General features: G+C 61.2%; 19 protein-coding genes and 3 pseudogenes. 15 read left to right on the forward strand and 7 right to left on the reverse strand.

The window, feature by feature from the left end; translation table 11 throughout:
- Position 1 precedes the first annotated feature (1 nt).
- Positions 2-1120 carry a nitrilase-related carbon-nitrogen hydrolase gene (locus C2H86_RS19720; RefSeq protein WP_159412961.1) on the reverse strand — a complete coding sequence of 373 codons (1119 nt, stop codon included), beginning with the start codon at positions 1118-1120 and terminating at the stop codon, positions 2-4.
- A gap of 185 nt (positions 1121-1305) precedes the next feature.
- Here C2H86_RS19720 and C2H86_RS19725 point away from each other — a divergent pair, with 185 nt between their 5' ends.
- Positions 1306-3342, forward strand: a complete 2037-nt coding sequence (locus tag C2H86_RS19725; RefSeq protein WP_159409438.1) for an NADPH-dependent 2,4-dienoyl-CoA reductase — start codon at positions 1306-1308, stop codon at positions 3340-3342.
- 49 nt (positions 3343-3391) lie between these two features.
- Positions 3392-4282 carry a 1-aminocyclopropane-1-carboxylate deaminase/D-cysteine desulfhydrase gene (locus tag C2H86_RS19730; protein ID WP_159409439.1) on the forward strand — a complete coding sequence of 297 codons (891 nt, stop codon included), beginning with the start codon at positions 3392-3394 and terminating at the stop codon, positions 4280-4282.
- Here C2H86_RS19730 and C2H86_RS19735 read toward each other — a convergent pair.
- Positions 4273-4818: a cytochrome b gene (locus C2H86_RS19735; protein ID WP_159409440.1), complete on the reverse strand. Its 546-nt coding sequence runs from the start codon at positions 4816-4818 to the stop codon at positions 4273-4275. The genes C2H86_RS19730 and C2H86_RS19735 overlap by 10 nt on opposite strands.
- A 57-nt stretch (positions 4819-4875) precedes the next feature.
- Complete coding sequence (locus tag C2H86_RS19740) at positions 4876-5901, reverse strand: DUF1853 family protein (RefSeq protein WP_159409441.1); 1026 nt, start codon at positions 5899-5901, stop codon at positions 4876-4878.
- Positions 5902-5945: 44 nt separating this feature from the next.
- On the opposite strand from C2H86_RS19740, the gene C2H86_RS19745 reads away from it, so the two are divergent.
- The 11 genes and pseudogenes from C2H86_RS19745 to C2H86_RS19795 all read left to right on the forward strand — a co-directional run.
- Positions 5946-6836 carry an NAD(+) kinase gene (locus tag C2H86_RS19745; protein WP_103449750.1) on the forward strand — a complete coding sequence of 297 codons (891 nt, stop codon included), beginning with the start codon at positions 5946-5948 and terminating at the stop codon, positions 6834-6836.
- Positions 6836-7807, forward strand: a complete 972-nt coding sequence (locus C2H86_RS19750) for a metallophosphoesterase (protein ID WP_159409442.1) — start codon at positions 6836-6838, stop codon at positions 7805-7807. The genes C2H86_RS19745 and C2H86_RS19750 overlap by 1 nt, the downstream gene beginning before the upstream one ends.
- Positions 7804-8670 carry a rhomboid family intramembrane serine protease gene (locus tag C2H86_RS19755; RefSeq protein WP_159409443.1) on the forward strand — a complete coding sequence of 289 codons (867 nt, stop codon included), beginning with the start codon at positions 7804-7806 and terminating at the stop codon, positions 8668-8670. The genes C2H86_RS19750 and C2H86_RS19755 overlap by 4 nt, the downstream gene beginning before the upstream one ends.
- Before the next feature lie 13 nt (positions 8671-8683).
- Positions 8684-8944: a YeaC family protein gene (locus C2H86_RS19760; protein WP_016485539.1), complete on the forward strand. Its 261-nt coding sequence runs from the start codon at positions 8684-8686 to the stop codon at positions 8942-8944.
- Positions 8941-9771 carry a DUF2797 domain-containing protein gene (locus C2H86_RS19765; RefSeq protein ID WP_159409444.1) on the forward strand — a complete coding sequence of 277 codons (831 nt, stop codon included), beginning with the start codon at positions 8941-8943 and terminating at the stop codon, positions 9769-9771. The genes C2H86_RS19760 and C2H86_RS19765 overlap by 4 nt, the downstream gene beginning before the upstream one ends.
- A 13-nt stretch (positions 9772-9784) precedes the next feature.
- Entirely contained in the window at positions 9785-12442 is a 2658-nt protein-coding gene (pepN, locus tag C2H86_RS19770; RefSeq protein WP_159409445.1) for an aminopeptidase N, read from the forward strand.
- A gap of 158 nt (positions 12443-12600) precedes the next feature.
- Positions 12601-12822: pseudogene (locus C2H86_RS19775) on the forward strand (helix-turn-helix domain-containing protein); the annotation flags it as partial.
- A gap of 92 nt (positions 12823-12914) precedes the next feature.
- Positions 12915-13235, forward strand: coding sequence for an IS66-like element accessory protein TnpA (gene tnpA, locus C2H86_RS19780; RefSeq protein ID WP_159409446.1), 321 nt, complete (start codon positions 12915-12917; stop codon positions 13233-13235).
- Positions 13232-13567, forward strand: a complete 336-nt coding sequence (gene tnpB / locus C2H86_RS28390; protein ID WP_004575513.1) for an IS66 family insertion sequence element accessory protein TnpB — start codon at positions 13232-13234, stop codon at positions 13565-13567. Before tnpA ends, tnpB begins: the two co-directional genes overlap by 4 nt.
- A gap of 63 nt (positions 13568-13630) precedes the next feature.
- Positions 13631-15166: an IS66 family transposase gene (gene tnpC / locus C2H86_RS19790; protein WP_159409447.1), complete on the forward strand. Its 1536-nt coding sequence runs from the start codon at positions 13631-13633 to the stop codon at positions 15164-15166.
- 32 nt (positions 15167-15198) lie between these two features.
- A pseudogene (locus tag C2H86_RS19795) lies at positions 15199-15678 on the forward strand (DDE-type integrase/transposase/recombinase); the annotation flags it as partial.
- Here C2H86_RS19795 and C2H86_RS19800 read toward each other — a convergent pair.
- Genes C2H86_RS19800 through C2H86_RS19815 form a run of 4 tightly spaced genes read right to left on the reverse strand, consistent with a single transcriptional unit; the run spans position 15670 to position 18895 of the window.
- A complete protein-coding gene (locus C2H86_RS19800) occupies positions 15670-15915 on the reverse strand; it encodes a hypothetical protein (RefSeq protein ID WP_159409448.1) in 246 nt (81 codons plus the stop codon). The pseudogene C2H86_RS19795 and the gene C2H86_RS19800 overlap by 9 nt on opposite strands.
- Positions 15912-16289, reverse strand: coding sequence for a hypothetical protein (locus tag C2H86_RS19805; RefSeq protein WP_159409449.1), 378 nt, complete (start codon positions 16287-16289; stop codon positions 15912-15914). Before C2H86_RS19805 ends, C2H86_RS19800 begins: the two co-directional genes overlap by 4 nt.
- Positions 16261-17223: an MFS transporter gene (locus C2H86_RS19810; protein ID WP_159409450.1), complete on the reverse strand. Its 963-nt coding sequence runs from the start codon at positions 17221-17223 to the stop codon at positions 16261-16263. The genes C2H86_RS19805 and C2H86_RS19810 overlap by 29 nt, the downstream gene beginning before the upstream one ends.
- A gap of 49 nt (positions 17224-17272) precedes the next feature.
- Positions 17273-18895: an AMP-binding protein gene (locus C2H86_RS19815; protein ID WP_159409451.1), complete on the reverse strand. Its 1623-nt coding sequence runs from the start codon at positions 18893-18895 to the stop codon at positions 17273-17275.
- Between the two features lie 1732 nt (positions 18896-20627).
- On the opposite strand from C2H86_RS19815, the pseudogene C2H86_RS19820 reads away from it, so the two are divergent.
- Both C2H86_RS19820 and C2H86_RS19825 read left to right on the forward strand, forming a co-directional pair.
- Positions 20628-20966, forward strand: a pseudogene (locus C2H86_RS19820) (aminopeptidase N C-terminal domain-containing protein); the annotation flags it as partial.
- 241 nt (positions 20967-21207) lie between these two features.
- A complete protein-coding gene (locus tag C2H86_RS19825) occupies positions 21208-22233 on the forward strand; it encodes a WD40/YVTN/BNR-like repeat-containing protein (protein WP_430738596.1) in 1026 nt (341 codons plus the stop codon).

A 22233-nucleotide genomic window follows, 5' to 3' on the forward strand; every position in this document is an offset into this window, starting at 1 on the left:
TCTACAGCCACAGGTTCAGCAGGCGCGCACCGTGGCTGGGAGGGCCCGCCAGCAACTCGCCTGCCTGATGGGCGAAGCCCTGGCCGTCGCTGCCCTGTTCCCAAAACTGCCCACGCATGAACACGCTCATGCTGCTGACGCCGTCACCTGCGGCCTGGGTCAGGCGTTGCCAGGCGGTCTGCTCGCTGACTTCGCCGCGTTGCAGGGGCAGCTCGGCAGCGGCGTCCTGATGGCGATTGCCGCGCCAGGGTTCATCCCAGCTGCCTTTGCCGCTGAGGTACACCGGGTTGGCGATCAACTGGACCTGCTGTTGCTGCAACTTACGCTGGTTTTCGGGGTACCAACTGTCGCTGCCGATCAGCACGCCGAGGCGCCCGGCGGGGGTCTGCAGCACCTGCAGCGGGAAGTGCCGGCCGTGGTGGATGTAGCGCCTTGTTTCGCTGTCGGGGTATTGCTGGTGTTGCGGCTGGCCAAGCGGCGAGCCGTCTGCGGCGAATACCAGGCTGCTGTTGAACAGTGGCCCCTGGCCAATGTGCAGCACGCCTTGTTCGACGTACGGGGCGGGCAGCACGATCGAGCCTGCTACCAGGGTTACGCCGAACTCCTTGGCCAGGCCACCGAACAGTTGCTGGTAGTCGCGGGCCATTTGCTTGGCCTTCATGCGCAGGTGGGCATCGGCGCGCCGATCATCGCCATTGGCGTTCAGCATCGCCAGGCCATAGCGCAGCGGGTTGCTGAGCTCAAGCCACTGCTCGGCGTCGCGGCTGCGGGTGACCTGGTACAGCTCGTTCTTTTCGCCACGAGCCCACAGCCAGGTGCCGATGTGTTCCGGCAATACCACAACCGTGCGCGGGCCAACCAGGCCCTGGGCGCGTGCCTGCTCCAGATAGGCAGACAGCTTGCGGTGCAGGCGTTGCAAGTTCTGGTAGTCGCTGGGGAACAGCAACGGCTCGATGCCGAGCAGGTTGCCATGCTCGCCGGGCACGCCATGGTTGAGCGCCAGTTCGATGCGCAGATCGGAGAGATAGTGGCCTTCCGGGCGCTGTTGGGTCCAGAAAACGTAGCCGCACAGAGCGGTGATCATTACCAGCGCCAGGGCGCCTGCCAGGAGTTTTCGCATCAAGCGGTACAGCGCCTTGGGAATCGAGGGTTCCCTAGGGTAGTCCCGCTGCGCGGGAGGATCAATAAGTTGTCAGTTTCGATCATTGAGCGCGTTCAAACGGCTGTTTAATGTCGCAGGCAGATAAACGACGGGGCCCGCAGAGGTACCCGCATTCCGTGATCACGCCACCTGGGGAACCTACCATGGCTGCCGACCGCTACCCGCATTTGCTGGCCCCGCTCGATCTGGGCTTCACCACCTTGCGCAACCGCACCCTGATGGGCTCGATGCACACCGGCCTCGAGGAGCGCGCGGGCGGTTTCGAACGCATGGCGGCGTATTTTGCCGAGCGCGCCCGGGGTGGCGTCGGCCTGATGGTCACTGGCGGCATCGCGCCGAACGACGAAGGTGGCGTGTATTCTGGCGCCGCCAAGCTCAGCACCGAGGAAGAGGCCGACAAGCACCGGATCGTCACCGACGCCGTGCATGAGGCAGGGGGCAAGATCTGCCTGCAGATCCTGCATGCCGGGCGCTACGCCTATAGCCCGCGCCAGGTGGCACCCAGCGCGATTCAGGCGCCGATCAACCCGTTCAAGCCCAAGGAGCTGGATGAAGCAGGCATCGAGAAGCAAATTGCCGACTTCGTCAATTGCGCCGTGCTGGCCCAGCGTGCCGGCTACGATGGCGTCGAGATCATGGGGTCCGAAGGCTACTTCATCAACCAGTTCCTCGCCGCCCACACCAACCACCGCACCGACCGCTGGGGTGGCAGCTACGAGAACCGCATGCGCCTGGCGGTGCAGATCGTCACCCGTGTGCGCGACGCGGTAGGGCCGAACTTCATCATCATCTTCCGCCTGTCGATGCTCGACCTGGTCGAGGGCGGCAGCACCTGGGACGAAATCGAGCTGCTGGCCAAGGCCATCGAGCAGGCCGGCGCGACGCTGATCAACACTGGTATCGGCTGGCACGAGGCGCGTATCCCGACCATCGCCACCAAAGTGCCGCGTGCGGCGTTCAGCAAGGTCACCGCCAAGCTGCGCGGCGCTGTGAACATTCCGCTGATCACCACCAACCGCATCAATACCCCGGAAGTGGCCGAAGCCGTGCTGGCCGAGGGCGATGCCGACATGGTCTCCATGGCCCGGCCATTTCTCGCCGACGCTGACTTCGTCAACAAGGCGGCCGAAGGGCGCGCCGACGAGATCAATACCTGCATCGGTTGCAACCAGGCCTGCCTGGACCACACCTTCGGTGGCAAACTGACCAGTTGCCTGGTCAACCCGCGCGCCTGCCACGAGACCGAGCTCAACTACCTGCCGGTACGTGCCGTGAAGCGCATCGCTGTGGTGGGTGCCGGCCCGGCGGGCCTGGCAGCGGCTACCGTGGCGGCCGAGCGTGGCCATGAAGTGACGCTGTTCGATGCCGCAGGCGAAATTGGCGGGCAGTTCAACGTCGCCAAGCGGGTACCGGGCAAGGAGGAGTTCTACGAGACCTTGCGCTATTTCCGCAACAAGGTGAAAAGCACGGGCGTCGATCTGCGCCTGAATACCCGGGTCGATGTGCAGGCACTGGTCGGTGGCGGTTTCGACGAGATCATCCTGGCCACCGGTATCGCGCCGCGTACCCCGGCCATCCCAGGTGTCGAGCATGCCAAGGTGCTGAGCTACCTGGACGTGCTGCTCGAGCGCAAGCCGGTGGGCAAGTCGGTGGCGGTGATTGGCGCCGGCGGCATCGGTTTTGACGTGTCCGAGTACCTGGTGCATCAGGGCGTGGCCAGCAGCCAGGACCGCGAAGCGTTCTGGAAAGAGTGGGGGATCGATACCCACCTGGAGGCACGCGGTGGCGTTGCCGGGATCACGGCCGAGCCGCATGCGCCGGCGCGGCAGGTGTACCTGCTGCAGCGCAAGAAATCCAAGGTGGGCGACGGGCTGGGCAAGACCACTGGCTGGATTCACCGCACCGGGTTGAAGAACAAGCAGGTGCAGATGCTCAACAGCGTCGAGTACCTGCAGATCGACGACGCTGGCCTGCACATTCGCATTGGCGAAGGGGAACCGCAGGTGCTGGCCGTGGACAACGTGGTGATCTGTGCCGGGCAGGATCCGTTGCGTGAATTGCATGAAGGGCTGGTTGCGGCGGGGCAATCGGTGCACCTGATCGGCGGTGCCGATGTGGCGGCCGAGCTGGATGCCAAGCGGGCAATCAACCAAGGGTCTCGAATCGCTGCCGAACTGTGAGATCGCCGGGGCGCAACGCGCCCCCGCGATACACGGTAAACTCGGTGTCATGTTCGATGACCTCCCTCAAGCACCGCTCCAGCCCCTGAATCTGCCCTGGGTTCAGCAAGCCAAGCTCCAGGCCGCGATCCTGCGCCTGGACCTGATCGACCCACTGATCAGCGGCAACAAGTGGTTCAAGCTCCGGCACCACTTGCAGCATGCCCATGCCGCAGGCGCCCCCGGCCTGATCAGCCTGGGCGGCAACCATTCCAACCACCTCCACGCCTTGGCCGCCGCTGGCAAGCGCTTCGGCTTCGCCACCGCCGGTTTGCTGCGCGGTCACCCACAAGACACCCCCACAGTGCGCGACCTGCAAGCCTTGGGTATGGAAGTGCACTGGCTGGGCTACGGCGGCTATCGGGCACGCCATGAACGGGGCTTCTGGGAGCCTTGGCAGGCCCGTTATCCGGGCTGGCACTGCATTCCCGAAGGCGGTGGCGGGGCGGCGGGTGCCGAAGGTTGTGCGCTGATCGTCGAGCAAGCCCGTTCGCAGCTGTCAGCGCTGGGGTGGTCGGGCTACGACGCCTGGTGGCTGGCTGCAGGTACCGGTACGACATTGGCCGGTCTGGTCCTTGCCGAGGCAGAAGAACACCCGGTGCATGCTGCTTTGGCCGTGCCAATGGATCACGGCGTGCCGGAAACAGTCGCCGAACTGGTCGGCTTGCAGGGCTACCAGCTGCACGACGCCTGCCGCGGCGGCTTTGGCAAATTCGATGATGAGTTGCTGGCGTTCATCGCCGCGAGCGAGCGGCACAGTGGCGTGCCGCTGGAAGCCCTGTACACCGGCAAGGCCTTGCTGGCCCTGCGCGATCAGGTCGGGGCTGGGCTGTTCGCGCCCGGTACCCGCCTGATCTTCGTCCACACCGGCGGCCTGCAAGGCCGTCGTGGTTACTTGTAGGGCAGCATGCGCAGCAGCGTGTTGTCGCGCTGCACGTAGTGGTGGTACAGCCCGGCCAGGGCATGCAGGCCGATCAGCCAGTAACCCCAGGTCGCCACCCGTTCATGCCAGCCCTTGATGAACTTGGCCTGGTCCGGGTCGGGGCCGATCAGGTGCGGCAGTTCCAGGCCGAAGAACGGCACCGGCTTGTCGGCAGCGCTGAGGATCAGCCAGCCGGCCAGGGGCAGGCCGATCATCAGCAGGTACAGCGCCAGGTGCATCAGGTGCGCAAGGCCGGTCTGCCAAGCCGGCGGATTGGGCACGATGGGCGGGGCCGGGGAGATCAGGCGCGCGGCCAGGCGCAGCCAGACCAGCACGAACACACTCAGGCCGAGCATGAAGTGCAGGTCTTTCATCAGGTTGCGTTCGGCGCTGTCCTTGGGGAACAGGCCGCGAAATTCGATACAGGCGTACACAGCGGCCAGCAACACCAGCATGAGCCAATGCAGGGCGATGGACAGGCGCGCGTAATGGGGCGCGGGGGTGGATGAAACCATGATCGGTCCTCGTCATCAGGGTCGGAATGGCGCTCTTGTTGGCGCTCAGATAGCACTCTAATGGCTATTTGAAACAAATCTTTGCGCTGGATCTGTGAAAATTCTGTTGTCCGGCAAATGTGGCCAACTGTCTGCCACTAGAAACACGCGCTCGACTTCCTGCCAGGCACCTTCGTCATCCGACTCCAGCCGGACCAGCAACTGCGCGGGTGCATGTTCGTCCAGCTGAGCCAGCCAGGCCTCGAACTGCTGTACGGTCCAGCATTCCTTTGGCTCTGCCCGTGCCGGCGCCAGCCAGGCATGCCGTGGTAGCGGTTGCCAGTGTTCGTCTGCTGTCGCTGCCCAATTCCGCCGTCGTATCCAGCGCCCGCGCAAATGCCGGGGGTTGGCCCCCGCAGGCGGCTCGGCGTGCCCCGGCCATGGATAGAACAGATAGCCACCCAGCCACAGGTGCGCCTGCACCTGGTCGACCCCTACAGCGGCCAGCGCTTCGCGACTCTGCGCGTCTGCCGACATGGGCAACTGGTGCCCGGCCAGGTGTGCCAGTTTGCTGCCGAGCCGATCATGGCACCCAGGCCCGAGCCAGTGCGCCGGGTCGCGTCCGTCGTCCTCGGTCGGCCCCAGATACAGTTTTATGGCCAGCTCCAGATGATGGGTGCCTTCGCCATCACGCAGCAGAATGTCCAGCTCGCCCAGGGTTCGCCCGCCTGCACGAATCGCCAGGTTGGACGCCAGCAGCTCGACACCGGGCGCGTGCGCCAGGGCGAACTGCCACAGACCTTCGTAGTACAGCCCCAGGCGCCGGCTGGTGATCTTTGCCAACCACTCGCGCAAGGGCAGATCATCTGCATCCAGTGCGTGCAACCAGTCCTGCAGGCGTTGCGGATCGCCCGCCCAGGCGCTGCCCGCCAGCGGATGGCGCTGGGGGCAGGGCGGGGCGCTCAGCAGCGCGGGCGACAGCAGGGTCCAGGCCAGGTCGCGCACGGCGGGGCGGCGCAAGCGGCGGGGCAGCTCATGGAGCTCGGCAAATGGCATCATGCTGCGAGCATAGCCGGTTTGCCGCTGCCCGGTCGTTTCGCCCATAATCGCGACATCGTCACCCCGCCGCAGAGCCTCGCAGGAGCCCCATGGAGCAATTTCGCAATATCGGTATCATCGGCCGCCTTGGCAGCTCCCAGGTGCTCGACACCATTCGCCGACTGAAAAAATTCCTCCTCGAGCGCCACCTGCACGTGATCCTCGAGGACACCATCGCCGAAGTGCTGCCCGGCCACGGCCTGCAAACCTCGACGCGCAAGCTGCTCGGCGAGGTCTGTGACCTGGTCATCGTGGTCGGTGGCGACGGCAGCCTGCTCGGCGCCGCCCGCGCCCTGGCCCGGCACAATGTACCGGTGCTGGGCATCAACCGCGGCAACCTGGGCTTCCTGACCGACATCCGCCCGGACGAGCTGGAGGAGAAAGTCGCCGAGGTGCTCGACGGCCACTACCTGGTGGAAAACCGTTTCCTGCTGCAGGCCGAGGTACGTCGCCATCACGAGGCCATCGGCCAGGGCGATGCGCTCAACGACGTGGTCCTGCACCCGGGCAAGTCGACGCGGATGATCGAGTTCGAGATCTACATCGACGGCCAGTTCGTCTGCAGCCAGAAGGCCGACGGCCTGATCGTCGCCACCCCGACCGGTTCCACCGCCTACGCGCTGTCGGCCGGCGGCCCGATCATGCACCCCAAGCTCGACGCTATCGTCATCGTGCCGATGTACCCGCATACCCTGTCGGGGCGGCCGATCGTGGTCGACGGCAACAGCGAGCTGAAGATCGTGGTGTCCAAGGACCTGCAGATCTACCCGCAAGTGTCCTGCGACGGCCAGAACCACTTCACCTGCGCCCCGGGCGACACCATCACGGTGAGCAAGAAACCGCAGAAGCTGCGCCTGATCCACCCGCTCGACCACAACTACTATGAGGTGTGTCGCACCAAACTCGGCTGGGGCAGCCGCCTGGGAGGCAGGGACGACTGATGCTCGATCCGGCGCGCAGTTTCGACATCATCGGCGACGTGCACGGCTGTGCACTGACCCTCGAACGCCTGCTTGACGCCCTCGGCTACAAACGTGTCGGCGGCGTCTGGCATCACCCTCGGCGCCAAGCCCTGTTCCTTGGCGACATCGTCGACCGTGGCCCGCGCATCCGCGAGGCGCTGCACATCGTGCATGACATGGTCGAGGCCGGCCAGGCGTTCTGCATCATGGGCAACCACGAGTACAACGCCCTGGGCTGGGTGACACCGGCACTGCCCGGCAGCGGCAAGTCGTTCGTGCGCGAACACACCCCGCGCCATGCTCGGCTGATCGACGAAACCTTGACCCAGTTCGCCCACCATCCCGGCGATTGGCACGACTTCGTGCAGTGGTTCTACGACATGCCACTGTTCGTCGACGCCGGGCGCTTCCGCCTGGTGCATGCCTGCTGGGACCCGCGGCTGATCGAGCCGCTGCGCCAGCAGTACCCGGGCGGGCGCATCGACGAGCACTTCATCCAGGCGTCGGCGGTGTCCGGCAGCTTTGCCGCCACCGTGTGCAACCGCCTGCTGCGCGGCACCGACATGCGCCTGCCGGACGGCCTGACCCTGACCGGTGGCGACGGCCTGACCCGCGCCTTCTTCCGTACCAAGTTCTGGGAAGAAGACCCGCAGACCTACGGCGACATCGTCTTCCAGCCTGATGCGCTGCCCGACGACGTTGCCCGCACGCCACTGAGCCATACCGAAAAGAATGCCCTGCTGCGCTACGCCGAGGACGAACCGTTGCTGTTCGTCGGCCACTACTGGCGCAGCGGCCGCCCGGCGCCGATCCGCGCCAACCTGGCCTGCCTGGACTACAGCGCGGTGCTGTACGGCAAGCTGGCGGCCTACCGGCTGGATGATGAAACCCGCATCGACCCGCACAAGTTCGTCTGGGTCGACGTCGAACGCCCGCAGGCCAACCAATGAAAATCATCGAAGTGATGCGCCTGCCGCTGTCGGTCGACCTCAGCGGCTTCGTCCACCTGCTGCAGCGCCTTCAGGTACCGCACCGGGTCAGCGAGGAGGGCGAGGAGCAAGTGCTCTGGGCCCCCGACAGCCTGGTGGCCGACGTGCGCGAGCTGTACCAGCGCTTCCCCGACGGTAACGCCGATGTAGGAGCGGATTTATCCGCGATGGCCCCCACACAGCCTTCTTTGGCCGCCCAAGCCAAAGCCTGCAAGGTCACCGCCACTATCCTTGTCCTGTGCCTGATCGTCGCCGGCCTCACCAGCCTGGGCGACAACCTCAACGCCATCAGCTGGTTCACCTTCCTCGACTTCCGCGTCCAGGGTGAATACCTGCATTTCACCCCGCTGGCCCAGGGCCTCGCCGAAGGCCAGTGGTGGCGCCTGGTCTCTCCCATGCTGTTGCACTTTGGCGTGCTGCACCTGGCGATGAACGGCCTGTGGTACTGGGAGCTGGGCAAACGCATCGAACTGCGCCAGGGCCCCTGGCTGCTGCTGGGCCTGACCCTGCTGTTCAGCCTGGTGTCCAACCTGGCCCAGCACTACACCAGTGGCCCGAGCCTGTTCGGCGGCCTGTCCGGCGTGCTCTACGGCCTGCTCGGCCACGTCTGGCTATATCAGTGGCTGGCGCCCAACCCTCACTTCAACCTGCCCAAGGGCGTGCTGGTGATGATGCTGATCTGGCTGGTGATCTGCCTGACCGGCGTGGTCGGCCAGCTCGGCTTCGGCCAGATCGCCAACGCCGCCCATGTCGGCGGCCTGCTCATCGGATGCCTGACCGGGCTCTTGGGTGGGGCGCTGGCCCGGCGTAAACTGTCGGCTTGAATCAGGAGACACTATGTCCACTTTCGCGCAAATGATCGAAAACATTACCCCGGAAATCTACGAGAGCCTGAAACTGGCCGTGGAAATCGGCAAATGGTCGGACGGGCGCAAGCTCACCGCCGAGCAGAAAGAGTTGTCGCTGCAGGCGGTGATCGCCTGGGAGATGAAGAACCTGCCCGAAGAGCAGCGCACCGGTTACATGGGCCCGCAGGAATGCGCGTCGAAGTCGGCACCCATCGCCAACATTCTGTTCAAGTCGGACTCGGTACATTGATCGAACTCGCTCGTGGCTCGTTGAGCAAGATGGCGGTCAGCCTGCAGGCACCCCTGGTGCAATACAGCTTCCGCCTGGATGACACCCAGGTGCCGGTCAATCCGCTGATCGGCCAGCGCCTGCGCCTGGAGTACCTCGGCGCCATTCACTGCAGCCATTGCGGCAAGCGCACCAAGACCAGCTTCAGCCAGGGTTATTGCTACCCGTGCATGACCAAGCTGGCCCAGTGTGACGTGTGCATCATGGCCCCGGAAAAATGCCACTACGACGCCGGCACCTGCCGCGAGCCGTCGTGGGGTGAACAGTTCTGCATGACCGACCATGTGGTGTACCTGGCCAACTCGTCGGGGATCAAGGTCGGCATCACCCGTGCCACCCAACTGCCCACCCGCTGGCTCGACCAGGGCGCCAGCCAGGCGCTGCCGATCATGCGCGTGGCCACCCGCCAGCAATCGGGCCTGGTCGAAGACATCCTGCGTAGCCAGGTGCCGGACCGCACCAACTGGCGCACGCTGCTCAAGGGCGACGCCGAGGTGCTCGACCTGCCGGCCATCCGCGATCAGATCTTCGACGCCTGCGCCGACGGCCTGCGCGAGCTGCAGGGCCGCTTCGGCCTGCAGGCGATCCAGCCTTTGCCTGACGCCGAAGTGGTGGAAATGCGCTACCCGGTCGAGGCCTACCCGAAAAAGATCGTCAGCTTCAACCTCGACAAGGACCCGGTGGCCGAAGGCACGCTGCTGGGCATCAAGGGCCAGTACCTGATCTTCGACACCGGCGTGATCAATATTCGCAAGTACACGGCCTACCAGTTGGCCGTGCTCCAGTAAAAAGGACCTGCACATGCGTACCGAACAACCGCAAGTGATCTACCTCAAGGATTACCAGGCGCCCGAGTACCTGATCGACGAGACGCACCTGACCTTCGAGCTGTTCGAGGACCACACCCTGGTCCACGCGCAACTGGTCATGCGCCGCAACCCGGCACGCGGTGCCGGCCTGCCGCCACTGGAACTGGACGGCCAGCAGCTGGAGCTGCTGCGCGCCTCGCTGGACGATGTCGAACTGCAGGCGAGCGACTACCAGCTCGAAGCCGACAGCCTGACGGTCCATCCCAAGGCTGAACGCTTCACCCTCGACACCAGCGTAAAGATCCACCCGGAGAGCAACACCGCGCTGGAAGGCCTGTACAAATCCGGCAAGATGTTCTGCACGCAGTGCGAGGCCGAGGGCTTCCGCAAGATCACCTACTACCTCGACCGCCCGGACGTGATGAGCACCTTCACCACCACGGTGATCGCCGAGCAGCATCGCTACCCGGTGCTGCTCAGCAACGGTAACCCGATCGGCAGCGGGCCGGTAGAAGACGGCCGCCACTGGGCGACCTGGGAAGACCCGTTCATGAAGCCGGCCTACCTGTTCGCGCTGGTGGCCGGTGACCTGTGGTGCGTCGAAGACAGTTTCGTACGCCAGTCCGGCCGCGACGTGACCCTGCGCATCTATGTCGAGCCCGAGAACATCGACAAGTGCGACCACGCCATGGTCAGCCTGAAGAAGTCCATGCGCTGGGACGAAGAAGTGTACGGCCGCGAGTACGACCTGGACATCTTCATGATCGTCGCCGTCAACGACTTCAACATGGGGGCCATGGAAAACAAGGGCCTGAACATCTTCAACTCGAGTTGCGTGCTGGCCCGCGCCGAAACCGCCACTGATGCCGCCCACCAGCGCGTCGAGGGTGTGGTCGCCCACGAGTACTTCCACAACTGGTCGGGCAACCGCGTGACCTGCCGCGACTGGTTCCAGCTGTCGCTCAAGGAAGGCTTCACGGTGTTCCGCGATGCCGAGTTCAGCGCCGACATGAACTCGCGCACGGTCAAGCGCATCGAGGACGTGGCCTACCTGCGCACCCACCAGTTCGCCGAAGACGCTGGCCCCATGGCCCACCCGGTGCGCCCGGACAGCTTCATCGAGATCTCCAACTTCTACACCCTGACCGTGTACGAGAAGGGGGCCGAAGTGGTGCGCATGGTTCGCACCCTGCTGGGCGCCGATGGCTTCCGCAAGGGCAGCGACCTGTACTTCGAACGCCACGATGGTCAGGCGGTGACCACCGACGATTTCATCAAGGCCATGGAAGATGCCAACGGCGTCGACCTCACCCAGTTCAAACGCTGGTACAGCCAGGCCGGCACCCCGCGCCTGGACGTCAGCGAAGCCTATGACGCGGCTGCGCAGACCTACAGCCTGACCTTCCGCCAGAGCTGCCCGCAGACTCCGGAAAAGGCCGAGAAGCTGCCGTTCGTGATCCCGGTCGAACTGGGCCTGCTCGATGCCGAAGGCAACGACCTGCCGCTGCAACTGGCTGGCGAAGCTGCTGCCACGGGCAACAGCCGCGTGCTGTCGGTGACAGAAGCCGAGCAGACCTTCACCTTCCAGGGCATCGCGGCCAAACCGCTGCCGTCGCTGTTGCGCGGTTTCAGCGCCCCGGTCAAGCTGAGCTTCCCGTACGACCGTGACCAGCTGATGTTCCTCATGCAGCACGACAGCGACGGCTTCAACCGCTGGGAAGCGGGCCAGCAGCTGTCGGTGCAGGTGCTGCAGGAGCTGATCGGCCAGCATCAGCGCGGCGAAGCGCTGAAACTCGACCAGCGCCTGATCACCGCGCTCGGTACCGTGCTGGGCAATGAGTCGCTGGACGCCGCGATGGTCGCCGAGATGCTCTCGCTGCCAGGTGAAGCCTACCTGACCGAGATCAGCCAGGTGGCCGATGTCGACGCCATCCACGCCGCCCGCGAGTTCGCCCGCCAGCAGATCGCCGAGCAGCTGTTCGACGCGCTGTGGGCGCGCTACCAGGCCAACCGCGAGGTTTCGCGCAACACCCCCTACGTCGCCGCTGCCGAACATTTCGCCCGCCGCAGCCTGCAGAACATCGCTCTGTCGTACCTGATGCAGAGCGGCAAGCCGCAGGTGCTGGAAGCGACCCTGGAGCAGTTCGACAAGTGCGACAACATGACCGAGCGCCTGACCGCACTGGCCGTGCTGGTCAACTCGCCGTTCGAGGCCGAGCGTGCCAAGGCCCTGGAGACCTTCGCCGAGCACTTCAAGGACAACCCGCTGGTCATGGACCAGTGGTTCAGCGTGCAGGCAGCCAGCACGCTGCCGGGCGGGCTGGCGCGGGTCAAGGCGCTGATGCAGCACCCGGCGTTCACCTTGAAGAACCCGAACAAGGTGCGGGCGCTGATCGGGGCCTTTGCCGGGCAAAACCTGGTCAACTTCCATGCGGCCGATGGTTCGGGCTATCGCTTCCTGGCGGACCTGGTGATCGAGCTGAATGCGTTGAACCCGCAGATCGCTTCACGCCAACTGGCACCGCTGACTCGCTGGCGCAAGTATGACGATGCGCGGCAAGTGCTGATGAAGGGTGAGCTGGAGCGGATTCTCGCGTCCGGTGCGTTGTCCAGCGATGTGTATGAAGTGGTGAGCAAGAGCCTGGCTTAAGGGCCAAGGGGGTTGCTTTGCAGCCCCAAATTTTTGGTTTTTCACAGAGTTCGGGCAAAGACAAAAACAGGTATGACTCATCCACATAGGTTACAAATCTGTTCACTCACATAGGTAACAGTTTTTAACTGGCAGGGTCGGTTTTCGAGGATCTGACCATGCCTTGGCGAGAGCTAACACCTATGGGTCTGAAATTGCTTTTCATCGCGGACTACCTCAAGGGGCCGCCCAGCTTCAGTGCCCTGTGCCAGGCTTACGAAATCAGTCGGAAGACCGGCTACAAGTGGATTGAGCGCTATGAGAAGGAAGGCCCTGCAGGGCTTGAAGAGCACAGCCGCCGCCGATTGACCCAAGACGGAAGCATCCCGCATGGTAAGCGTCCGGTGAACTCACCTTCCGAACTCCGGCTTTAAGGGCGATGGTGTCCGCGTATTTTTAAGCGGACGCGATCGCCCTTATCGCCAGGATTTCCATGCGCCAACGAAGCTCTTATCCGAAACCGTTCAAAGCCCAGGTCGTTCAGGAATGCCTGCAACCTGGCGCATCCATTTCCAGTGTCGCCATCAGCCACGGCATCAATGCCAACGTCATCCGCAAATGGATGCCGCTCTATCGAGATCAGCCCGCAGCGACTTCACTCCCAGCATTCGTCCCGCTTAAAGCCGCACCTAAACGGCCAGTCGAAGCGTCAGTGATCATCGAGCTGCCCATGGCCGGGCAAGTGATCACGGTGAAATGGCCTACCTCAGATCCTGAGGGCTGCGCGCAATTTATCCGGGCTGTCGCTCAATGATCCGCATCGATGCGATCTGGCTGGCCACCGAGCCGATGGACATGCGCGCCGGTACCGAAACCGCATTAGCTCGAGTGATCGCGGTGTTTGGTGCGGCGAAGCCGCACTGCGCTTATCTGTTTGCCAATCGCCGGGCTAACCGAATGAAAGTACTGGTGCACGACGGCGTGGGCGTCTGGCTTGCCGCACGGCGCCTGAATCAAGGCAAGTTTCACTGGCCCGGCATTCGCCATGGCTGTGAGGTCGAACTCGACAGCGAGCAACTCCAGGCGTTGGTACTGGGTTTGCCGTGGCAGCGAGTCGGCGCGGGTGGCGTGATCAGCATGCTGTAATCGCCGGCCATTTGACCGGTCTGCTTGTCGTCGCATCGCGCCTGGTCTGGCACAATCGGCGGCATGACTTTCTCGCCCAATCTCGACCAGATGACCCCGGAACAGCTTCGTGCCTTGGCGGCACAGGCGTTGCAGTTGCAGTCTCAGGTCGAGGCGATGAGCAAAAAGATCCAGAACGATGAAATCCTCATCGAGCAGTTCAAGTTCGAAATCGCCCTGCTCAAACGCCACAAGTTTGCCAAGCGCAGCGAGCAGATCAGCCCGGCGCAAGGCAGCTTGCTGGACGACCTGCTCGATACAGACCTTGAAGCTATCGAGGCCGAGCTGAAACAGCTTCTTCCCGCTTCGTCACAGGCCGAGCCACGGCAATCGCCCAAACGTGCACCATTGCCGCCGCAGTTTCCGCGTACCGTGATTCGTCACGAACCCGAAAACACCCAATGCGCCTGTGGCTGCCAACTTCAACGCATCGGCGAAGACGTCAGCGAGAAGCTGGATTACACGCCAGGGGTATTCACGGTCGAGCAACATGTGCGTGGCAAATGGGCCTGCCGTCAGTGCGAAACACTGATCCAGGCGCCGGTGCCGGCGCAGGTTATCGACAAAGGTGTCCCGACCGCAGGCTTGCTGGCCCATGTGATGGTGGCCAAGTTTGCCGATCACTTGCCGCTGTACCGGCAGGAGAAAATCTTTGGCCGCGCCGGGCTGGCGATTGCTCGCTCGACCTTGGCCCAGTGGGTCGGACAAACCGGTGTGCGACTCCAGCCACTGGTCGATGCACTACGTGAAGCGGTGCTGAACCAGGGCGTGATTCACGCTGATGAAACACCGGTGCAAATGCTTGCGCCGGGCGAGAAGAAAACCCACCGGGCCTATGTCTGGGCCTACAGCACGACGCCGTTTTCGGCGCTCAACGCGGTGGTTTATGACTTCAGCCCAAGCCGTGCTGGCGAACATGCGCGCAACTTCCTGGGCGACTGGAACGGTAAGTTGGTCTGCGATGACTTCGCTGGCTACAAAGCCGGTTTTGAGCAAGGCATCACTGAAATCGGCTGCATGGCCCACGCCCGTCGCAAGTTCTTTGATCTGCACGTAGCGAATAAAAGCCAGCTGGCTGAACAGGCCCTGCACTCGATCAGCGGTTTGTACGAGGTCGAACGCCAAGCGCGGGACATGAGTGATGAAGATCGTTGGCGAATACGTCAGGAAATGGCGGTGCCAATCCTCAAAACACTGCATGACTGGATGCTGGCCCAGCGCGACTTGGTGCCCAACGGATCAGCCACGGCCAAAGCCCTCGATTACAGCCTGAAACGCTGGGTAGCGCTGACGCGCTACCTGGACGATGGGGCTGTGCCCATCGACAACAACCAGGTCGAGAACCAGATACGGCCATGGGCACTCGGGCGCTCGAACTGGTTGTTTGCCGGGTCGCTGCGCAGCGGCAAGCGCGCGGCGGCGATCATGAGTTTGATCCAGTCGGCACGCATGAATGGGCATGATCCGTATGCCTATCTCAAGGATGTGCTGACGCGGCTGCCGACCCAACGGGCCAGTGAGATCGGGCAGTTGCTGCCGCATCAGTGGATGCCGGCCTGACTTACGCAAGGTGAGTTTGCCGGACGCTTACCCCGCATGCGGTCCGTGAGGCAATCATTGAGCTGCGTGGCCGAGGAGAAACAGAGCGTGGGCCCAAGTAAAATCAGGCCGCCTTGCAGGAGCGTTTTCCAGATCAGGTGCCTCCGTCGAAGACGACGATCTACAACATCCTGAAGCAAGCAGCGCTCGTAAAACCACGCCGTTTACGCCAGCGCGTGGCGGTCTATCCCAAACCCCTGGAGAAGGCAGAGACACCCAATCAGCTTTTTAGCGCCGACTACAAAGGGCAGTATCTGACGGGTGCCGGCGTGTGGTGCTACCCACTTACGATCATGGATCATGCCAGCCGCTTCTTGCTCGCGTGCCACAGCATGGCTAACACCAACTTTCAGGAAACCCAGGCGGTGTTTACCAAGGTGCTCCGGGAAAACGGCTTACCTGAGCGTATTCGAACCGACAATGGCATACCGTTTGCCAGCAAAGGTCGTGCAGGCCTGTCCCAGTTATCTATCTGAAGAGAACATGGCAGCCCCTTCTACCTGGAACGACCGCAGCAAGACGCAGCCATGTTGCGCCAGCAACTGCCTGGTCTGTTCCAGGCGTTCGTCGCGTAGATCATCCAGTGAAACACCTGAAACACGAGGCTTAATGGTGCAAGGGGAGGCGTGTGGATCGGTGCTGAACGAAACCAGCGTCTGAAGTGCATCGACAGACGAAATTCCGTTTCTTTGTCGGCGGATGGTGCTCATTTTTTCTCCAGATCTGGAAGGCCGGATGGGAAGTCATGATTGAACTGTTGAATGCCCAGAACGGGGGCTGACAGGGGAGAGCGCCATAGCACTGCGGAGCAAAGCACATTGAAGGCAATGGCCACGCCCAGAGCGCCAAAGGTTCCGAAGTGGTGAGCGGCATAGCCACCGAAGACCGAGCCAATCGGCAAACCCACCCACGTTGTGACACGGAACGCAGCCATTGTGCGTCCCAAGAACGGGCGCGGGATTGCTGCCTGGCGAATGCTCACGGAGCTGACTTGAGAGGTCGCTACAACCGCGCCGAAGATGAAGAAAACAACGGCCGCGAGGGCTGTCAGCGTCTCAAAGCGGGACGTGTAGAGGAACAGCATCAACCCAAGGCATTGTTAATGCGGCTATCAGTTTTGCCGCCAGGATGGTGCGTCCCACGCCTAATCGCGAGACCATCCACGTTGAACCCAGACTCCCCAAGAGAAAGCCCGCGCCATTGGCTGAGAAGGCCACAGAGATAGTGAGTTCGGGGCGGTTTCCCAGAATCGCCACACCGCCGACAAAGATAGGCAACAACATGCCGTAGAATATGTTCCACGTTAGCGAGTTGAACACTACCGCACGCATCAGCGCCGACTGCGCCAGCGATCGAAACCCGGAAAACTTGGGGCCAAGCGTTGTCACTGGTTTCGCAGGCATTTCGTGAGCCTTAAAACAGGGCCCCGAACGTATTGCAGCCGTGCAGGTGACCAAGGCCGAAGCGGAAAGCAAGCACAAGAGCGTGGAGGTACCTGTAGGTCCAGCTCCAGCCAGCGTAGTGCCGGCAAGAATGGGCCCGCCAATCTCTGCTAGCGATTGGCAGATGGCCTGGATTTTGTTGGCCCAAGGCAGTTGTTCGGGGGCTACCAAGGTCGGTGTGACTGAAAGCAATGACACATCGAATAACATGCTGTGCAAGCCAACCAGAAATACCACTAGGAAAAACGGTTGGATTGCGTTCGATATGTCATACCGCTGGGACATATAAATGCTGATCGAGAAGATCACGACCAAGCCGACTTGTGACAACCCCAGGGTTTTGAGCGGTCCCAGACGATCGACCCAGCCACCGATCAATAATCCCAGCAAAACAAGCGGCAAGGTTTCGGTCGCGACGAGAAACCCCAGTGTTCGTGGATCAAGGTGCATGATCGATACCGCGATCAACGGAATCGAGGTCTGCCATACTTCCTTGACACCCAACGTGCAGAGCGTAGCGACAATGATCCACGTGAGTTGTCGGGTCATCCTAGTCGGTAGGGGCGATAAGGTCATGGGCACTCCGGCGACTGGGATCTGGCCACTGTAATGAGATTGAGCTGAGTCATTCGCTATTCCCAGGGCTCGCCTCGCAGCGGCTGTTAAGAGACGTCGACCAGAGTTCAAGCAGCCAACGGAAGCTCTCTTCAGACAGAGCAGCATTATCCTTATAGCTGTTTGCCAATGGCGTACCGGCCACAGACAATTGACCAGCAGCCCCCCACGGTACTGGCTTAAACGACTCGTCTAAAATTAGCAACTGCGCTCCGGCAGCGGGTGACCCAAGTGGCGTGTTGATGGGGGTGAAGTTCCCCTCTCCTTGCCATAAAGCGATGTTGATAGTGGTCTCGGTAGGTCCATAAAAGACGCAAAATGGTAGTGGGTTAAGCGCTATAAAATCCTGTAGGAGTTTCGTAGAGACAGCCTCTCCACCGCTCATGAATCGTTTAACCGTAGAAGGAAGCGCCACCCCAAGTTGGACAAATTCCAGCATCAAAGATGGCACAAGGCGAAGATGGGTGATCCGCTCCTCAGCACATAAGGAGGTAAGAGTTCGAGGATCCAGCCAGTTGGAATGCCGCCCGGGAAGTACAATTGCCGCGCCCTGCAACAATGGCCAAAATACTTCGCGCATAAATACATCGAAGGTTGGGGCAGTAGTGACGAGAACCCGATCCGAAGAAGTTAGCGTGAAGGCTTCAACCATCCAAGAGAGAAAATTCTCCAATGCCGCGTGGCCAACTTCTACGCACTTAGGGGTGCCTGTGGATCCGGATGTGTAAATCAGATAAGCGGGGTGCTCCCCATTCATTAAATTTATTGGAAGAGGGAGTGGGTTGAAGAATTCAGCGGCGCCAATCGTTTGTGCGCCAGGCGCGTGCAACTCGGTAAGGAGCGCACCCTCGGCTGCCAGAATTAGCGGTGCTTGCAAATCGTCTAATATTCTATTTCGTCGCTTTATTGGCGTATCCGGATCAATCACGACGAATGGGGCGCCTAGCAACAGGCATGCGCACAAAGTACCAATTAGTTCATTTGAGATCGTATCGATAAGGACGACCGGGCGGCCCTTTGTAGCGCCAAGCTCCAACAGGCGCCAGCCTGTAGCGTTCACAAAGCTATACAGCTGACCGTACGTCCAGTCTCGAGTGTCGGACCTGATCGCTAAGTTCTCTGCACCTGTGCGCAAAGCCTTGAGCAGGTTGGAAAGAAGGTCAGTTGACTTTATTTTGTTCGATTGCTTTTGGGCAATCACCGATGATGAACTACTGTCTCGCGCAGGGTTGAGCCACTCATTTATTTCCGCGCATATCATATGGCCTAAGTCTGCTAGGGCGAGCTTGCTGATGGTGGCAGAATGCCCACTCAAAATCAGTGATCCTGGCGCAGTGGGTAATGTCCCCTCGATAAAAGAGATGACGACCTCAGAGCCTGATGCAGGCGCGGCGTGCAAGTTAAGTTTAAAACCTGCAGGGTCAGCGCATTTGCTTCCCAAGCCACATTCGAACACAAGGCTTATGGCGCCGGGATGTTCAGCCGGTTCAATTTCTGTTTCAAAAGAGGCGTCTAGAAAACCCGCCGCCTTGCTCAGTACATCTTCTGGTTTTTCTTTCTCTGTCTCCCACTGCGTCGGTAAGTGTCGGCGCAGTGCGTAAGGGCCATAGGCATCAGCAAGTTCAGAGTGCACACGTCCTTCGTGGAGGATTATGAACCCAGAGGGCTCCGTCGAGTAAAGGCGTCTCCAGACTCTATGAGAGGCCGCCAACAACACTGCTTCTTTCGAGACGCCGGTCTTGGAACACACTGTGCAGATCTGTTCCATGGCATCAGCATTGATCTGCACTAACGCAGAACAGGTACTTTGCCCGTCTGGTTTGTCTTGGAATCCGTACAGTTTAAGGCTTGCGTTGAAGGCGTGAGGTCTCCTCTCAGTCTCTGGTTGTAGTCCAAGTTCACGCTCGTTCAGAAATTCTATGACTTCAACGAACTGCACCGCGGGGTCTAGAATAGCTGTGTGGGCCAAGGTCTGCTGGTGATAAAACCGTGTAAGGTCCCTGGCGAAGAGTCGGAGAGTAGGTAGGTCTCCAAACACGGGTGATAGCAGGAGAGAAAGGCAGTTCTCACCTAACTCTGTAACACTATATGTGAGTAGCAGAGCCTGCTCGCAACCACTTTCCCTCCAACAATCTAAGAGCATCTCAAAGGCATCGCTCGTCGATGGGGCTTTAGAATGCAAACCTAATAGTCGTAGCTCGGAAGTGGGAAGGATAGCTTGAAACGGGGTTCTGGAATGGTTGGGGAAGGTAATCTTCGAACGTAGGACTTCATTCCGAGAGATCACTGCATCCACGGCGTTTGATAGTAATGTGGGATCAGTTGGGAATGACCAAGTGATGGTTGCCAGATAGGGCGATACCCCATTTGTTGATTCGGGCGCACGGTGCACTGCCTTCAAGCGTCGAGACTGCTCTCTCGAGAGTGCATATAGTGTATTAGGTATATTTTTCATGACGTCGCCCCCATTATTTCGGTCAACTGGTGGGTTGCCTTTGATGAGATGTCGCGTGTGAAATTTGCTCGTTTTTAACGAGTGTGAGTATTAAAAAGTCCTCTGCTACGATGCGTAGAGGTGCCGGGGTAACGAGTGATCAAGGTGCCAGCGTTGGACGTGCCTGTTAAATTGCATAACCAATTATTGGTGTGAATAATTAGGGCGAAAATGTCTCCTGCGGTGAGTGGGGCATCTGCGTAGCCTTGGCCTTAATGTCATTGGACGGTAATAGGGAATCCGGAAAAAATCAAACACCTCAATCGGCATGCCTATCGTCCCGTCTAGTGGGTGCCCCATTATCTACCTAGGAAAAAGAGTAATGACGTGGTCAGTGCCGTTAAAAAAATCGACTTTGGCAAATAGGCGATGTAGGTCTTTTCCGACAGCATTCTATCTTTAAGATCTACAGCCAGGATCGCCAATTTAACAATACCTTTAGTATTCATCAGTGCCTCGACCAACGATGAGACTATTGACCTCATGGTAATCATCCTGCACCTACCCTACGGACTTAGGGCCTTTCCATGACCCCCCCCGGAGCTATAGCAATGACAGCTAAAGCCAAAAATTTTGGGTGGCGCAAAATCCCTAGCGAGACCCAAATAACGGAGTAGGCAATCAAGATGGGTGTTAAAAATAATTTACCCAATCCGCCAGCCCGTTTATGCCATTCTTGCGCGTTAAGAAACACATCGTGAAACACTTAAAATTCACTCTCTACTTCAAACGTCCGATGAAAACCGAGCAGGGTGCCACCAGCCCACCAGCCCACCAGCCCACCAGCCCACCAGCCCACCAGCCCACCAGCCCTCCAGCTCACCGCAGCCTGCAGAAAATCGCCCTGTCGTACCTGAGACAGAGCGGCAAGCCGCAGGTGTTGGCGCGGGTCAAGGCGCTGATGAAGCACCCGGCGTTCACCTTGAAGAATCCGAACAAGGTGCGGGCGCTGATCGGTGCCTTTGCCGGGCAAAACCTGGTCAACTTCCATGCGGCCGATGGTTCGGGGTATCGCTTCCTGGCGGACCTGGTGATCGAGCTGAATGCGCTGAACCCGCAGATCGCTTCGCGCCAACTGGCACCGCTGACCCGCTGGCGCAAGTATGACGATGCGCGGCAGGTGCTGATGAAGGGTGAGCTGGAGCGGATTCTCGCGTCCGGTGCGTTGTCCAGCGATGTGTATGAAGTGGTGAGCAAGAGCCTGGCTTGAGTTTTTCAATGCCTGGGCTGCCCATTCGCGGGACAAGCCCGCTCCTACAGGTGACCGCGTGCCCTTGTAGGAGCGGGCTTGTCCCGCGAAGCTTTTTGGCGGTTAACAAAACATAACGTCCCGCGCGTTGTAATCGCGCAACCTTCCCCGATACGATCCCCCCAAGCCTCTAACACAGGCTTTTCACAGCACAGACCCACCAAGAAGAACACAACAGGGGATGGTCATGAAGCAGCGGGTGATGACGCAGGCCAGGCGTGGTGCCTGGCCGTTGGCGGCCGGCGCGATGCTGGCGCTGGCACTGGGGATGTGGGCCGACAGCGCGCAGGCCGCTGCCGCCGACGAATACTCGACCGAATCAGCCAAGGCCAGCCAGAGCCTGCTGATTGGCGCCGCCCATGCCGGCAAGCGCCTGGTGGTAGTGGGGGATCGCGGCCACATTCTGTTCTCCGACGACCAGGGCAGCACCTGGACCCAGGCCCGGGTGCCCACCCGGCAGTTGCTCACCGCGGTGTTCTTCCTCGACGACAAGCGTGGTTGGGCGGTCGGCCATGATGCGCAGATCCTTGCCAGCAGCGACGGGGGTGCCACCTGGAGCAAGCAGTTCGAAGACCTGTCCCGTGAAGCGCCGCTGCTGGACGTCACCTTCCTCGATGCCCAGCACGGGTTTGCCGTGGGCGCTTACGGCGCGCTGATGGAAACCCGCGACGGCGGCCAGCACTGGCAGGACATTGCCGAACGCCTGGACAACCCCGACCAACTCCACCTCAACGGCATCACCCGGGTGCGCGACGCTGGCCTGTTCATCGTCGGCGAGCAGGGCGGCATGTACCGCTCCAGCGACGACGGCCAGACCTGGGCCAAGGTCCAGGGACCTTATGAGGGCTCGCTGTTCGGCGTGATCGGTACCGCCAAGGCGAATACGCTGCTGGCCTACGGCCTGCGCGGCAACCTGTTCCGCTCCACCGATTTCGGTGACAGCTGGCAGCCGATTGCGCTCAAGGCTACCCGTGGCGAACTCGAATTCGGGCTGGCAGGCGCTACGCTTGTCGAGGATGGCAGCCTGGTGCTGGTCGGCAACGGTGGCAGCGTGCTGCGCAGCACCGATGATGGCCAGACCTTCAGCGTCTACAACCGCAGCGACCGTATCGCCCTGGCCGGTGTCACGGGTCTGGCCGACGGTGGCTTGCTGCTGGTGGGGCAGGGGGGTGTACACCTGGCCAGCGCCGAAGGTGCAGAGCCGGCTGCCAAGGAGGTGCGTCCATGA

The sequence above is a fragment of the Pseudomonas putida genome (genome assembly GCF_009883635.2).
In the GTDB taxonomy this organism is placed as follows: domain Bacteria; phylum Pseudomonadota; class Gammaproteobacteria; order Pseudomonadales; family Pseudomonadaceae; genus Aquipseudomonas; species Aquipseudomonas putida_W.

Excerpts from the sequence above, each read along its gene's own strand:
- C2H86_RS19725 (WP_159409438.1), top strand. The coding sequence starts at position 1,306 with ATGGCTGCCGACCGCTACCCGCATTTGCTGGCCCCGCTCGATCTGGGC.
- C2H86_RS19800 (WP_159409448.1), bottom strand. The coding sequence starts at position 15,915 with ATGAGCACCATCCGCCGACAAAGAAACGGAATTTCGTCTGTCGATGCA.
- pepN (WP_159409445.1), top strand. The coding sequence starts at position 9,785 with ATGCGTACCGAACAACCGCAAGTGATCTACCTCAAGGATTACCAGGCG.
- tnpA (WP_159409446.1), top strand. The coding sequence starts at position 12,915 with ATGCGCCAACGAAGCTCTTATCCGAAACCGTTCAAAGCCCAGGTCGTT.
- C2H86_RS19805 (WP_159409449.1), bottom strand. The coding sequence starts at position 16,289 with ATGCTGTTCCTCTACACGTCCCGCTTTGAGACGCTGACAGCCCTCGCG.
- C2H86_RS19750 (WP_159409442.1), top strand. The coding sequence starts at position 6,836 with ATGCTCGATCCGGCGCGCAGTTTCGACATCATCGGCGACGTGCACGGC.
- C2H86_RS19720 (WP_159412961.1), bottom strand. The coding sequence starts at position 1,120 with ATGCGAAAACTCCTGGCAGGCGCCCTGGCGCTGGTAATGATCACCGCT.
- C2H86_RS19760 (WP_016485539.1), top strand. The coding sequence starts at position 8,684 with ATGTCCACTTTCGCGCAAATGATCGAAAACATTACCCCGGAAATCTAC.
- C2H86_RS19825 (WP_430738596.1), top strand. The coding sequence starts at position 21,208 with ATGACGCAGGCCAGGCGTGGTGCCTGGCCGTTGGCGGCCGGCGCGATG.
- tnpC (WP_159409447.1), top strand. The coding sequence starts at position 13,631 with ATGACTTTCTCGCCCAATCTCGACCAGATGACCCCGGAACAGCTTCGT.
- C2H86_RS19740 (WP_159409441.1), bottom strand. The coding sequence starts at position 5,901 with ATGGGCGAAACGACCGGGCAGCGGCAAACCGGCTATGCTCGCAGCATG.
- C2H86_RS19745 (WP_103449750.1), top strand. The coding sequence starts at position 5,946 with ATGGAGCAATTTCGCAATATCGGTATCATCGGCCGCCTTGGCAGCTCC.
- tnpB (WP_004575513.1), top strand. The coding sequence starts at position 13,232 with ATGATCCGCATCGATGCGATCTGGCTGGCCACCGAGCCGATGGACATG.
- C2H86_RS19810 (WP_159409450.1), bottom strand. The coding sequence starts at position 17,223 with ATGACCTTATCGCCCCTACCGACTAGGATGACCCGACAACTCACGTGG.
- C2H86_RS19730 (WP_159409439.1), top strand. The coding sequence starts at position 3,392 with ATGTTCGATGACCTCCCTCAAGCACCGCTCCAGCCCCTGAATCTGCCC.
- C2H86_RS19755 (WP_159409443.1), top strand. The coding sequence starts at position 7,804 with ATGAAAATCATCGAAGTGATGCGCCTGCCGCTGTCGGTCGACCTCAGC.
- C2H86_RS19735 (WP_159409440.1), bottom strand. The coding sequence starts at position 4,818 with ATGGTTTCATCCACCCCCGCGCCCCATTACGCGCGCCTGTCCATCGCC.